Origin of the sequence: Actinospica sp. (assembly GCF_035552695.1) — a bacterium.
Classification (GTDB): Bacteria; Actinomycetota; Actinomycetes; order Streptomycetales; family Catenulisporaceae; genus Actinospica.
In genome coordinates this window covers 1-14650 of sequence record NZ_DASZKT010000188.1, presented here as the reverse complement: position 1 = coordinate 14650, position 14650 = coordinate 1, and the positions used below count along the sequence as shown (strand labels likewise).

The window sequence follows — 14650 nt, the reverse complement described above, 5'->3', positions numbered from 1 at the left end:
CACTCAGTCGCCGCGAGCCCGGGCGAGAGGCGGCACTACGGCTGCTGGGTCCATTTCTGGTTGCCGGCGCCGTTGCAGGTCCAAATGTCCACCGCGGTGGCGTTCGCGGTGCCCGCGCCGGTCACGTCGAGGCAGAGCCCGGACTGGCGGCCGACGAGGGTGCCGTTGGAGTCGAGGGTCCAAAGCTGGTTGGCGCCGCCGTTGCAGCTCCAGATGTCCACCTTGGTTCCCGCGGCTGTGGCCTGGTTGGGGACGTCGAGGCACTTGTTGCCGTAGACCTGCAGCTCACCGTTCGAGAGAAGAACCCATCCCTGGTTGGCGCCGCCGTTGCAGTCCCAGATGTCCAGCAGGGTCCCGTTGGTCGTGGAGTTGCTGGGCACGTCGAGGCACCGGTTCGAGCCGGCGCCGATCCAGCCGCCGCCCAGGTCGATGGTGCTGTAGGTGACGGAGTTGAGGCCGCTGCTTCGCAGCGGGCCGCCACTGAACACCTCGAGGCTGTGGCCGTCGGACAGTGGGACCATGCCGCGGCTATAGCCGGCGGTGACGTTGGAAGGGATCTCCGTCCACGTGTTCGCGGCGCCGTCTTGGGTGTTCAGGAACAACTCGCCGGTGCTGTTGGCGCTGACGACGAGTGTGCCGTCCGTGCCGCCGGTGGGCATCCACACGACGTACGGGGAACTGGTGGGGGTGGTGCCGCCGGTCGTCTTCAGCGGGATGCCGGTGGCTGATCCGAAGTCCAACGGGTTGGCGGAGATCTTGTAGTACACGGCGTAGTTGCCGTTGGGAGATCCGCCGTACTCGTAGGTCATGATGTAGTCGCCGTTGCCCATCTGCGCGACGGTCGCCATGCCGGGGCGGGCACTGTACGGCGACACCGCCACGTCGTTGACGACGGAGCCCCAGGTGACGCCGTCCGCCGAGACCTGGTGCACGAGCTTCTGCCCGTAGCTGGGGTCGCGCTGGTCGGAGTAGTAGACGACGAGCTGGTTGTTGTACACCATCAGGAACGGCTCCCACACGGGTGTGTAGCCGTTCGAGGAGATCGCCTGGCCGCCGGTCGCGATGTTGCTGACGAACGTCCAAGTCAGACCGTGGTCGGTACTGGCGTACATGTCGATCTTGGTCGCCGACCGGTCGGAGGGAACCGAGTCGCCCGCGGCGAGGATGGTTCCGGCGGGGAAGTTGCCGATCGCGGTGGGCAACTCGTACAGGAACGGCTCCCAGCGCATGCCCCAGCCGTTCTGCGTGTCGGCGATGCTGGAGATCTGGGTCCAGGTGTTGCCGTTGTCGGTGCTGCGGTAGATCGGGAAGACCGGAGTGCCCGAGGTGGACTGCTCGAAGGTGGCCAGCATGGTGCCGTTTGACGATCCGCTGTGCTGCAGCCGCAGCGCCCGCGGGTAGAGCGATCCCGGGGAGGGCGCGTTGGACGGCGGGGTATACATGGTCTGTGACGCGCGGGTGATCGCGTGCGCCGTCCCCGAGGCGGGGAGAACGAGCGTGACGCCGCCGGCGACCAGGGTGAATGCCAGGAGGAAAAGCGTGACGAGCCGGGAACGCGGAGCGGCGCCGGGTCTGGCGCCTGTCTGCGTGGGGGACATGTGCGCTCCTATATGCTTGCGATGAGGTGTTTTAAGCGCCCGTCCCTTGGGGGATCAGCCCAGTTCGAATGGGGCGGGAGTCTGGTTGGCGGCGCGTCGGCCGGCGCGAGGGAGCCGATGACGCTCCAGGTGCCGGTCGACGCGCTCACCGGCGGCCACGTGACGTGCCAGGTGTCCGGGCGTACGGGAGCACACCCTGCGGTTACGTCTCTCTCGGCCTGGCCATCATCCGGCGGAGGTCCTTCGATGACCTCTTCATGGCTATGGCTTCGGGGCCGGGGGTGCTGCTAGATCGCCGCGCTTCCCGCGCTTGAGTCCTGGCGGGGGCGCCGTCGAGGAGCGCAGGACCAGTTCGACCGGCGGGGGGCTTGCAGGTGGAAGATCCACGTCCGGCTTCTCGATGGCGTGCACAAGCAGCCTGAGTCCTTCCTTCGCCGCGGCGTCGAACGGCTGGCGCGCGGTGGTCAGGGGAGGAGTGACGTAGGCGAAGACGGGGTTGTCGTCGAATCCGACGACACTGACGTCTTCCGGTACGCGTCGGCCGGCTTGCACGAGTGCGTGGATCAGGCCGATGGCCATGTCGTCGCCTGCCGCGAACACCGCGGTCACGCTGGTGTCCGAAGCCAGTTCCCGGCCGGCGGCGTATCCGGATGCGGCCGACCAGTCGCCCTCGATGACAGGGGGCTGACTCCTGCCTCGTGCCCCAAGCGCCGTCTGCCATCCTTTGAGGCGGTCTCTTGCGGCGTACCAGCGTTGCGGACCGGCGAGATGGTGGACGGTCGTGTGGCCCAGATCCAGCAGATGATCGGTGGCCGCGCGTGCCAGGACGTCGGCGCCGACCCCCGCGGTCACCATGCGGGGGACGTCGAAGACCGGAGGCGCACCGAGGAAGAGGACGGGTACGTCGACGCGGACGGGGACTTCTCCGTCATCGACGGGCTCTGACACGACGATGCCGTCCACCCCCTGGTCGAGGAGTGAGTCGACGGCTCTGGCGATGCCTGCCGGCTCGCCTTCGAGCGTGCTGACCACGCGCAGGGCGTAACCGGCGTCCCGAACGGCTCGCTCGATCCCGACCAGCAGCGAGGCGACGCCGTATCCCGCGGTTCCGAGTGTCACCACGCCGATGGACCGGGTACGACCGGAGGCCAGCGCCCGCGCCGCGTTGTTGCGACGGTAGTCGAGCTCTTCGGCGGCCTCCAGAACGCGTCGGCGCACATCTGCTGAAACGTACGGCTCGTCGTTGAAGACCCGTGACACCGTCTTGCGTGAGACCCCCGCCAACTGGGCCACATCCGCACTGCGCGACACGGCGGAACCACCGCCGCGTCCCACTGCTCGGCTCATGATGTCTCCCTTGACAGCACGCCTGAATACTTCCGGGTCATGTATGACCGCGCGGTCATGTCTACACAGCGGGATGTCGTGTGTCAAGCGTCCTCGCACCACCCCGTCCACCCCGCGTGGCCTCTCGCCCAACCGCCGAACGGCCGGGCGAGAGGCGAGGCCTAGGCTACTTTCCGGCCCATTTCTGATTGCTCGCGCCGGTGCAGGTCCAGATGTCCACCGCGGTGGCGTTCGCGGTGCCCGCGCCGGTCACGTCGAGGCAGAGCCCGGATTCGCGGCCGACGACGGTGCCGTCGGAGTTGAGGGTCCATTGCTGGTTGGCGCCGGCGTTGCAGTCCCAGATGTCCACTTCGGTTCCCGCGGCTGTGGCGTGGTTGGGGACGTCGAGGCACTTGCTGCCGTAGACCTGCAGCTCGCCGTTCGACAGGTGGTTCCACTGCTGGTTGGCGCCGCCGTTGCAGTCGTAGATCTGCAGCAGCGTCCCGTTGGCCGCGGACTGGTCGGGCACGTCCAGGCACCGATTCGAACCGACGCCGCGCAGCACCGCGCCGCCGCCCGTACCGCCGCCGGGATTGCTGCCGACTCCCCAGCCGTATTGGAGCCGGTCGAGCCCGGACTGGTTGGTCAGACTCAGGGAGAGGTTCGTCCCGCTGCCGTTCAGTGATGTGATCGCGCAGGACGCGTTCTCGCAGGGGCCGGGGCCCACCGTCTGGGTGGTCTGCTTGACGCCCGTCCAGAGCACCGAACCGATGCCTTGACTGCGCACGGTGTCGGTGATCGCGTACATGTAAGACAGGAGGTTGGTTCCGTTCTTGGGACCGTCATAGTTGATGCCGGTGGTCATCGGGACCCCGAACTCGGTCAGCACCGCGCGTCCGGCGTAGCCGCACAGGGCGCTCTGGAAGTCGCTGACCCAACCCGCCTCGGTGGTGTGGGAGTCGCCGAACATGCCGTAGATGTGGATCGAGATCAGCGTGCCGTTCAGGCGCGAGTCGGCGCCCTCGGCGCACAGTCTGGTGTCATAGCCCGTACCGGGAACGATCACGTGGCCCCGGGGGAGGCTGGGGTAGCGGGCCAGCCATGCGGCCTCGAAGTTCGTCAGGCTGCCGGCGCTGTACGCGTAGGGCTCGTTCATGATGTCGAAGTAGAAGTTGCCGTGAACCCCATACTTGCTGATCATGGTGTCCCACATCCGGTAGAAGGACGTGGTGTCGCTGACGGTCCCGTGCTGCAGCCAGGGTGCGACGATGACGTTCATGCCCAGCGCGGTGGCCGCGTCCAGGGCCGCGGTGTAGCTGTTCCACCAGGTCCCCGAGGTGGTCGCCGCGTTGAACCCCATGCGCACCGTGTTGGCGCCCAGGTTCTGGAAGCCCTTGAGGATCGCGGTGGACTTCGCGTACGTGGTCGCGTAGTTGTCCGAGGTGGAAAGGCCGACGGGGATGTTCGGGCCGGTGATGAAGTTGTCGTTGGGATCCGCCCAGTTCACCCCGTGGAACTGGCCGGTGGCGGCCTGCGCCGGCGACGCGGTGACCGCCTGGGTGCCGAGGAACCCCAGCAGCGCCAGGGCCAGGCCAACTCCGGCGATCAGCCAGAGCCGAAGTCTGCGCAAGATCATTTCTTCTCCGTTCATGCGTTTGCGGGAAGGGAGTCGTTTCGGCCCACGGCCCGGCCAGGGAGTCGTTGAAGCGCTGTTTCGCCGAGTCGTGGCAAGACGGCAGGCTGCGTGCAGCCCAAGACGACCTCAGTCAGCGGGCCGCTACAGGTGTGTGTGGGATCCGTGCCGCGACGCGGGTGCTCGTGTCACCCTTCTCGTCCGGCCACTGTGAGAAGTAGGTAACTCTTGGGGCTTTGAGGTGTCAAGGTACGTTCGAAGATCTTTTAAAATGTTTAAATGCGATCATCGTCTGCGAAAGTGCGCTCCCATTTCCAAGGGAGCGCGTCGTGCGCGGTCCACCCTGAGGCCGGGGCTGGACCCTTGGCGAAACGCGGCGAGCTGGTCGGCAGATATGTAAGGATATTGAGGCTCGTGGCAGCAACCGGTGCATGCAGCCGGCGTTGCCGGGGCGCGGATATTCGTCCGCGGCGGGCTGCGCGGCCCCGGCGCAGCAGCGCTCGGGCGCCTTCCTCGGCGTTCCGTGGGCGAGTCCTCCGCGCCGGTAACCTCGGATCGCGATCACCGGCGCTGCTGGCGGGATGATCGAGCGCAGTGCACTGATCGCCACCTATCTGGCCAGTTCAGCACCTGATTCGCGGCGGTCACCACTCTCGTCGTACGGGCTGGCAGCAGGGTCCGACCGCGCTCGATTCCCTGTGGTCCGGCGGCATTCCCTGCGCTCTCACGGCTTTTTTCGTGCGACAGCGGATTCGCGACGGCGCCGTGGTGTGCCGTACTGCAGCTGTGCTGGAGACGCACCGGCCGGAGGCCGATAACAGGAATCGCCGAGCAGCTCTGAAGGAAAAATCCTGAATCCGGCGCGTGAACCGCCGAAGCCAATGCGTACACAGACACATTTCGGTAACGACCCTTGACGCCCCTCTGCGGCCGGGTTGAGACTCTCCGCAGGTTGGTTGTGTTTGCGTTAACATGTTGGATCTTTCCGCCGCACCGGACAGATTCCGACGCAGAGCAACTGGTCTTCGCGCCACCGGCGGCTGTGTCACAGCGCTGCCGGTGGCGCCCTCCCGGGAGATACGCGGCGGTCGATCGCCTGCGCAGAGGCCCGGAGAAATCCAGCTCACCGACGAGATGGAGCAAGAGAAGTGAATGCAAGAACCCTGATCTCCGCGGCGTTGGCCGCGGCGGCGGCCGTCGCACTCACCCTGGCCGGGACGGCCTCTCCAGCCCAGGCCGCCGACCTGACCGCGACCTTCACTCCCGGCGCCACGTGGACCGACACGGCCGGTAACGTGCTGCAGATGCACGGCCTCGGCATCATCAAGGTCGGCAACACCTGGTACGGGTACGGCGAGGACAAGACCGGGCAGTCCAGCGCGAGCGACCCGTTCCAGGACATCGCCTGCTACAGCTCGACCAACCTGCAGACCTGGACCTACCAGGGCAAGGCATTGGCCAGGCAGGCCAGCGGCGACCTCGGACCCAACCGGGTCGTGGAACGGCCGAAGGTCATCTACAACTCCTCCACCCACGAGTACGTGATGTGGATGCACATCGACAGCTCGAACTACTCGGCGGCCGAGGCCGGCGTCGCGGAGAGCTCCACGCCCTGCGGCCCCTACACGTACCTCGGCGCCTCCCGGCCGCTCGGCTTCCAGAGCCGCGACATGGGCCTGTTCCAGGACACGAACGGCACCGCCTACCTGCTCAGCGAGGACCGGGCCAACGGCCTGCGCATCGACAAGCTCTCCTCGAACTATCTGAGCGTGGTCAGCGCGGGAAGCTCCAACGGCGGCAGCGCCGCGCTGCTGGCCGACTATGAGGCGCCCGCGATGGTTCACGTCGGGAGCACGTACTATCTCCTTGCCTCGCACCTGACCGGCTGGTCGGCCAATGACAACATCTACAGCACCGCGAGTTCCCCGGCAGGACCGTGGTCCTCGGTCAAGAACTTCGCCCCGGCCGGCACGAACACGTACTCGACGCAGACCGCGAACATCATCCCGGTCAGCGGATCCGCGGGCACCACCTACATCTACGCGGGCGACCGCTGGACCGCGTCGAACCTCGGCACCGCGCCGCTCATCTGGCTGCCCCTGGACATCTCCGGCGGCACGGTCAACGCCGGCTGGCAGAACTCGTGGTCACTCGACCTGAGCACCGGCACCTGGACAGGAAACTCGAACCCGGCCCAGGCCACCGACTACCTCACCAACGCCAACAGCTCCCAGGTCCTGGACGTGACCGGAGCGTCCACCGCCAACGGCGCGCTGGTCGATCAGTGGACCAACGGCTCGGGCACCAACCAGCGGTGGAACCTCAAGCAGCTCCGCGGGAACGTGTACACGCTCACGAATCTCAACAGCGGACTCTGCCTGGAAGTGCCCGGCGGATCCACCGCTGAAGGTACCCGACTCGACCAGTGGACGTGCAACGGCGGCACCAACCAGCAATGGGCCCTGGACGCGGTCGGCTCGTACACCTCCTCGAGCGACAAGAGCTATGAGCTGACGAATCTCAACAGCGGCCAGGTTGTCGATGTCACCGGCAGTTCCACCACCGCCGGAGCCGCTGTCGATCAGTGGCCGACCAACGGCGGAGCCAACCAGAAGTGGACGCTGTCCTAGCCGCAAGCCGTCCCTTCTCGTGAGTACGCGATTCAGCCGGGCGCAATCGGGCTGACGATGCGCTCCTGCGAAGCCGGGGTCGGCGGCGCCCGCACTGCGCCGCCGGCCCCCCTCGGGAAGCGAAAAGGCTCCCACGGCAATTCAGTTCTGACTATCAGTTCTGACTTCGACGCCTGAGAAAGCTGCCTCTGTCCGCGGCGAGGGCATGCGCATCGTCACACCCTGCGACACAGCGTGTAGCACGGCATCGAGGCCACACACATCAACATGCTCACTGCGGGCGACTGCGCGATCGCAGCTGCCCTAGAACGGAAGCATCTGAACGAAAAGCGACGAAATCGAAGGGATGAAGTCGCATGTCATCGAAAAACACGGACCCCGTGATCGGGCGGCGCAAGCTGCTGAAGGCCGCGGTCCTCGGGGCCGGGACTTTGGGCGTGACGGGAGCCTTATTCGAGGCGGGAACCGCCACGGCCACGCCACTCGGCTCCACACGCAGCACTTCGGTCCTGGGCGCCGCCGCATCAGCTACCCCTGTCGCGCAGGCCGCCGGTTTTTTGCACCCGGGCATGCTGCACACCCAGGCCGACTTCGACCGCATGGCGGCCAAGGTCAGCGCGAAGGCCCAACCCTGGACGGCCGGCTGGGGCAGGCTGACGGCCAACTCGCACTCGCAAAGCACCTGGAAGGCGCGCCCGCTCGCGACGGTGATCCGGGGCGGCACCGGATCGAACTACCCGCAGCTCTACAACGACATCCACGCCGCCTACCAGAACGCGCTGCGCTGGAAGGTCACCGGCAACACGGCCAACGGCAACGCCGCGCGGGACACCCTCAACGCCTGGTCCGGCACGCTGAAGACCGTGACCGGCGACTCCGACCGGTTCCTGGCCTCAGGCATCTACGGCTACCAGTTCGCCAACGCGGCCGAGATCATGCGCGGCTACAGCGGCTTCGACCTCAGCCGATTCCAGACCATGATGCTCGATGTCTTCTACCCGATGAACAACGACTTCCTGCTCCACCACAACAACGCCTGCATCACCAACTACTGGGCCAACTGGGACCTGTGCAACATGGCCTCTGTCCTGGCCATCGGAATCCTCTGCGATGACCAGGCGAAGGTGGATCAGGCGATCACCTACTTCAAGACCGGCGCAGGCAACGGCTCCATGCTGCACGTCGTGCCGTACCTGTACTCGGGCGGTCTCGGCCAATGGCAGGAGAGCGGCCGCGACCAGGGCCACACCATGCTGGGCATCGGCCTGATGGGCTCGTTCTGTCAGATGGCGTGGAATCAGGGTCAGGACATGTTCGGGTACAGCGGCAACAGGATCCTGGCGGGCTGCGAGTACGCCGCGAAGTACAACCTCGGACAGAGCGTGCCGTTCACGACCTACAGATGGGGCACCGGCCAGAACTGCGCTGCTGAGTCGCAGACTGTCATCTCCTCCGCCAGCCGAGGCGATATCCGCCCGATCTGGGAGCTGGTCTACAACCACTACGCCAAGCTCAAGGGGTTGTCTGCGCCCTACAGCACCGCGTACGCGAGCAAGGTCCGGCCGGAAGGCGGTGGCGGGGACTACGGCCCCAACAGCGGCGGCTACGACCAGCTCGGGTTCGGCACCCTGGCCTTCACCCTTTAGGCCGTCTAGCCCGGACACCACATCTCGACGGCCCACCGAACAGCGCCGTCAACAGTGAACCCCACGCGGGTCCCCTCGGCGCCGCGACTGAGTTCCCTTACGCTCCCGCGCCGGCGTCCGAAGACCTGATCCACCTCAGAGAGGCGTGATGACTCCCATGATCACCCGTAGCCGCACCCGCGGCCGACTCCTCCATCCGCTGCGCCTGCTTGCGGCGCTGGCTGCGGCGACCGCCGCTGCGCTCCTCCTGCCGACGCTGGCGACCGCGGCCCCGGCGAGCATCACCCCGGGCGCGGTGTGGAACGACCAGAACGGCAATTTCCTGCAGTTGCACGGCCTGGGCATCATCAAGGTCGGATCCACCTGGTACGGCTTCGGCGAAGACAAGCTCGGCGAAAGCTCGAGCACCGCCGCGTTCAAGAACATCCCGTGCTACTCCTCGGCCAACCTGGCCACCTGGACCTACAACCGCGAGGCCCTGACCCGCCAGAGCAGCGGAGACCTCGGCCCGAACCGGGTCGTGGAGCGGCCCAAGGTCGTCTACAACAGCACCACCCACCAGTACGTCATGTACATGCACATCGACAGCAGCAACTACAGCGAGGCGAAGGTCGGCGTCGCCACCAGTTCGACCGTGTGCGGCCCCTACACCTACCGGGGCAGCTTTCGGCCGCTGGGCCAGATAAGCCGCGATATCGGCCTGTTCCAGGACACCAACGGCACCGCCTACCTGCTTTCCGAGGACCGGGCCCACGGCCTGCGCATCGACAGGCTCTCCGCCGACTACCTGTCCGTGGTCAGCTCCGTGGCGGTGCTCTCCGACCACGAGGCCCCGGCGATGGTCAAGGTCGGCAGCCGCTACTACCTGCTGGCCTCGCACCTGACCGGGTGGCGCACGAACGACAACCAGTACACCACCGCGACTTCGCTGTCAGGGCCCTGGTCGGGGTGGAGCGACTTCGCGCCCGCCGGTACCAACACCTACAACTCCCAGACGGCGAACGTCATCACGGTGCAGGGCACTTCGGGCACGACGTACATCTACGCCGGAGACCGCTGGACCCCGTCGAACCTCGGCACCTCTCCGCTCATCTGGCTGCCGCTGACGATCAGCGGGACGAAGGTCTCCACGACCTGGTACTCGCCCTGGAAGATCGATGCGGTCACCGGAACCTGGTCCCACTAGACCTCCGCGTCGGCGGCGGCTTGAACAACCAGGCTCACCGACTCACTGACGTGAGGGTCGCGTGCAGCCGTCTGCGCGCGGCCGTGGGTCGCTCGAGTTCCGCGTTCCCGATCCACTCGGGCCCCGCGGCCGTCGCCATGCCCAGACTCCTTCAAACAAGGATATCCACCATGCGTCATCGACTATTGTCGGTACTCATCCCGGTCGGCGCCCTGCTCGCCGCGGCCTTCGCCGTGTCGGGGGCGACCGCCGCCTCGGCCGCACCCGCGGCGGCCACGCCCCCCTACGGCGACCCCAACCTCGTGTCCATGTTCGACGGCACGACCCTGAACGGCTGGACCCAGTCCGCCCCGGGGGAATACGTGGTCGAGAACAGCGCCATCCACTCCACCGGCAACGCCCGCGGCTGGATCTACTACAACAAGCAGCAGGTCGGAACCTTCCGCTGGATCTTCACCGTGCGGCAATACAAGGTCACCGGCACGCCGCACGAGCCGAGCATCCTGTTCTGGGGTACCACCAACCCCATTCGCGACGCCTTGAGCGCCCTGCAGTTCCGGCCCCCCAACGGCGAGTACTGGGACTACCGGCCTGGCTACAACAACGACGGCAACGGAGAGTTCACGCAGTACGCCCACACCACCATCCCGATGAACCAGTGGACCACCTGCGAGGTCGTCGGCGACCAGGCGACGGGCGTGGCCAAGATGGCCTGCGGCGGGGTGGAGGTCGTCTCCTTCAAGAACCCGACCGCCGGCACCGTCGGCCCCCTCGCACTCCAGACCCACAACCCAGGACTGCAGGACGAGTACAAGAACCTCTACGTCGAGTCCCCGGTCGTGGACAGCCCCGGCCAGTTCATCACGACCGGCGGCAGCGGTGGTGGCGGCACCACCGGCGAGGTGCACGCCGTCGGCGCGGCCAAGTGCCTGGACGTGCCGAACTCCACCACCGCCCCCGGAACCCAGGCGCAGATCTACACCTGCAACGCCGGGGCGAACCAAACCTGGACGCACACCGCTGCCAACCAGCTCACCGTCACCCTCGGCGGCAGCAAGCTGTGCCTGGACGCCTACAACAGCCAGAAGACCGCCGGAACCAAGGTGCAGACCTGGAGCTGTAACGGAGGCGCGAACCAGGAGTGGGTCCTCAACGCCAACGGCACCATCACCGGCGTCCAATCAGGCCTCTGCCTCGACGTGGCCGGTGCGAGCACCGCCAACGGCGCCCTGGCCGACCTCTGGACCTGCAACGGCGGCTCCAACCAGAAATGGACGCTCGGCTGACGCACTGACCGCCAAGCGCACAAGCCCACTGACGTGAGGCCGCGTGCAGCCGTCTGCGCGCGGCCGTGGGTCGCTCGAGTTCCGCGTTCTCGATCCGAATCCGGCCCCTCGCGGCCACCGCCACACCCACGGAACGGAAGAGGTTCACAGTGAGAGTTCGGTCCAGACTTCGACGCCTGGGAATGGCGCTGCCGTTCGCGGGCGCGACCGTCGCCCTGGCCGCCGGGGTCTTGTTCGGCACGGCCGGCACGTCGCAGGCCGCGACATTGCTCCCGTGCGACATCTACGCCGCAGCCGGCGCACCGTGCGTTGCCGCGCACAGCACCGTACGAGCGCTCTTCGCTGCGTACAACGGCCCGCTCTATCAGGTCAAACGCGCGTCGGACGCCAAAACCACGAACATCTCGGCCCTGACCGCGGGGGGCTACGCGAACGCCGCCGCGCAGGACTCATTCTGTTCGGGCACGACGTGCACCATCACGGAGATCTACGACCAGTCATCGAAGCACAACAACCTCACCATCGAAGGCGCGGGCGGCAACGGCTCTGCCGACGTCGGCGCGAACGCGGCGTCGCTGCCGCTGACTGTCGCCGGTCATCACGTCTACGGGCTCTACGTGTCGGCCGGGGTCGGCTACCGGGACAACTCCACCTCGGGCGTCGCGACCGGAAGCTCACCGGAGGGCGAGTACATGGTGGCCGGCGGCACCCACGTGAATGGCGGGTGCTGTTTCGACTACGGCAACGCCGAGACCAGCAGCCGCGACACCGGCAACGGCCACATGGACGCGATCAACTTCGGCACCGAGTGCTGGTTCGCCCCGTGCTCGGGATCCGGCCCCTGGGTGCAGGCGGACCTGGAGAACGGGCTGTTCGCCGGGGCCAACGGCTCGGACACGAACAACCACGGCAACAAAACCACCTATGTCACAGCCCTGCTGAAGAACAACGGCACGAGCACCTACGCCATCAAGGGCGGAAACGCGCAGTCCGGCGGCCTGACCACCTGGTACAGCGGGGCGCTGCCCAACCGTGGCGGCTACATACCCATGCACAAGGAAGGCGCCATCGTGCTGGGGACCGGTGGCGACAACAGCAAATCGTCTGTCGGGTCCTTCTTCGAGGGCGTCATGACCGCCGGCTATCCCACCGACGCGGCCGACAATGCGGTTCAAGCCAATATCGTGGCGGCCGGCTACGGGAGCGGAGGCAGCACCGGGACCAGCACCGGTGCGGTGCACGCGGTGGGTGCGGGCAAGTGCCTCGACGTGCCGAATTCCACCACCACTCTGGGCACCCAGCTGCAGATCTACACCTGCAACGCCGGTGCCAACCAGACCTGGACGCACACGTCGTCCAACCAGCTCACCGTCACCCTCGCCGGTACCCAGCTGTGCCTGGACGCCTACAACAACCAGACCACCGCCGGTACCAAGGTGGAGACCTGGAGCTGCACCGGCGGCGCCAATCAGCAGTGGACCATCAACTCCAACGGCACCATCACCGGCGTGCAATCAGGCCTCTGTCTCGACGTGGCCGGCGCGAGTTCCGCCAACGACGCCCCGGTCGATCTGTGGACCTGTAACGGCGGCAGCAACCAGCACTGGACCCTCGGCTAACGCACTGACCACGCCGACGGTCCCTCGCACTTGCCTCGGCACCTGTCGACCTCAACGGAGAGTGTTTGTGATGGAAGACCCGACGAATCGAGCAATACCAACCGGCGACCGGGCCGTTCGCCAAGGGGCACTGTCCCGGCGCGGCGTGCTCAAGGGCGCGGCGGCGGCCGCCGGAGCCACCGCCCTGGGCATCGGCGCCGCGAGCCCGGCGAGCGCGGCGGACGCGGCGATCACCGCCACATCGCTGGATGGCAGCAACACCATCACGCTGTCCGTCATCGGCGGCGCGCTGAAGTGGTCGGCCAAGCGCAACGGCACGACCGTCATCGGTACGTCCGCGCTGGGCCTGGAACTCAGCAACGGGACCACACTCGGCACCAGCGTGACGGTGACGAACTCCCAGCAATTCAGCATCGACACCACCTGGGCTCCGGTCTGCGGGCGCAACGCGACGGTCTCCGACGCCTACCAGGAGGTGCAATGGAATCTCCGGGATACCAGGACGCTGATCAACTTCGGTGTCGTCATCCGCGCCTACGCGACAGGCGTGGCGCTGCGCTACGTGCTGCTCGACACCGGCACCGCCACCATCGCCCGGGAGCTGACCACGTTCGTCTTCCCGAGCAACACCCTCGTCTACAGCGCTCGGGATGAGGACCCTTACAACCCTGTCGCTCCGGGTTCGATCCCGTCCACCGGCACTTCCACCACCGACACCGGCACTCTGACCGATCAGCCGTTGACCGCCACCCTCTCCGGTGGGCTGATCGCCTGTATCTGCGAGTCCGCACGGGTCAACTACCCGCGGCTGATGCTCAGCTCGGTCTCCGGACAGGCCAACACCCTGGCCGCCTACCTGATGCAGCACACAGCTCGCGGCTCGGGCACGGTCCAGACGACTACCACGGTCACCACGCCGTTCTCCACCCCGTGGCGCGCGGTGGTGATCGGATCCACGCACGCCGAACTGGTCGACAACGCGGAACTGGTGCCCACGCTGGCCCCGGCCAACGTTCTGGACGACACCTCCTGGATCAAGCCGGGCAAGGTCTTCCGCCTCCAACTGACCACCGCGGCCGGACTGGCCGGGGCCGACTTCGCCGCTGCCCGCAGCTTGCAGTACATCGAGTACGACGCGGGCTGGTACGGACCGGAGGGCAGCACGACCGACGCGACCAAGCCCATCTCAGCCATCGGCCTCACCTCCGTCATCGCGCACGCCAAGAGCAAGGGCATCGGCGTGTTCCTCTACGTCAATCGGATTGCCCTGACCAACGCGGACAGCTTGTTCGGTCTCTACAAGAGCTGGGGCGTCGCGGGCGTCAAGCTGGGCTTCATCAATGACGGCACCCAGACGATGACGAACGCGATCACCGGCTGGGCCCAGACCGCGGCCAAACATGGCCTGCTGATCGACACGCACGACGACGTGCGGCCGTTCGGCTACGAACGCACCTACCCCAACTGGATCGCCATGGAGGGAGTGCGGGGCAACGAGCACTTTCCGACCGCCACGCACAACGTCACCCTTCCGTTCGCGCGCAACGTCGGCGGCCCGATGGACTACACCATCTGCTATGGCCAGTCGCGCGACCAGACGACCAACGCCCACCAGATGGCGATTGCTGCCGTCTACTACCAGCCCCTGAATTTCGTGTACTGGTACGACTCGCCCTCGAAGTACGCGAACACCGCCAGCTGGCCGGGCCTGCCGTGGTTCGACGCC

Annotated in this window: 8 protein-coding genes and 2 pseudogenes; 7 read left to right on the top strand and 3 right to left on the bottom strand. The window is 66.8% G+C overall.

All coding sequences use genetic code 11. From position 1 onward, the window contains the following. Positions 1-35: 35 nt before the first annotated feature. The 3 genes from VG296_RS21775 to VG296_RS21765 all read right to left on the bottom strand — a co-directional run bounded on the left by VG296_RS21775 (position 36) and on the right by VG296_RS21765 (position 4560). Entirely contained in the window at positions 36-1598 is a 1563-nt protein-coding gene (locus VG296_RS21775) for a ricin-type beta-trefoil lectin domain protein (protein ID WP_325568470.1), read from the bottom strand. A gap of 261 nt (positions 1599-1859) precedes the next feature. Beyond that, the gene (locus VG296_RS21770) at positions 1860-2945 is read right to left on the bottom strand and encodes a LacI family DNA-binding transcriptional regulator (protein ID WP_349259655.1); all 1086 of its coding nucleotides are present in this window, start codon (positions 2943-2945) and stop codon (positions 1860-1862) included. Between the two features lie 166 nt (positions 2946-3111). Further along, complete coding sequence (locus tag VG296_RS21765) at positions 3112-4560, bottom strand: RICIN domain-containing protein (RefSeq protein WP_325568466.1); 1449 nt, start codon at positions 4558-4560, stop codon at positions 3112-3114. Positions 4561-5705: 1145 nt separating this feature from the next. On the opposite strand from VG296_RS21765, the gene VG296_RS21760 reads away from it, so the two are divergent. The 7 genes and pseudogenes from VG296_RS21760 to VG296_RS21735 all read left to right on the top strand — a co-directional run. Beyond that, positions 5706-7187, top strand: coding sequence for an RICIN domain-containing protein (locus tag VG296_RS21760; protein ID WP_325568464.1), 1482 nt, complete (start codon positions 5706-5708; stop codon positions 7185-7187). A gap of 356 nt (positions 7188-7543) precedes the next feature. Next, on the top strand, positions 7544-8833 hold the full coding sequence (locus VG296_RS21755) for an alginate lyase family protein (protein WP_325568462.1): 1290 nt from the start codon (positions 7544-7546) through the stop codon (positions 8831-8833). A 157-nt stretch (positions 8834-8990) separates the two neighbouring features. Then, complete coding sequence (locus VG296_RS21750; protein ID WP_325568460.1) at positions 8991-10019, top strand: family 43 glycosylhydrolase; 1029 nt, start codon at positions 8991-8993, stop codon at positions 10017-10019. Positions 10020-10156: 137 nt separating this feature from the next. After that, positions 10157-10834: pseudogene (locus tag VG296_RS32995) on the top strand (family 16 glycoside hydrolase); the annotation flags it as partial. A gap of 54 nt (positions 10835-10888) precedes the next feature. After that, positions 10889-11305, top strand: a pseudogene (locus VG296_RS32990) (RICIN domain-containing protein); the annotation flags it as partial. A gap of 182 nt (positions 11306-11487) precedes the next feature. Continuing rightward, positions 11488-12924, top strand: a complete 1437-nt coding sequence (locus tag VG296_RS21740) for an arabinofuranosidase catalytic domain-containing protein (protein ID WP_325568456.1) — start codon at positions 11488-11490, stop codon at positions 12922-12924. Between the two features lie 70 nt (positions 12925-12994). Further along, positions 12995-14650 (top strand): glycoside hydrolase family 97 catalytic domain-containing protein (locus VG296_RS21735; RefSeq protein ID WP_325568454.1); only part of this gene is annotated, 1656 nt, incomplete at its 3' end.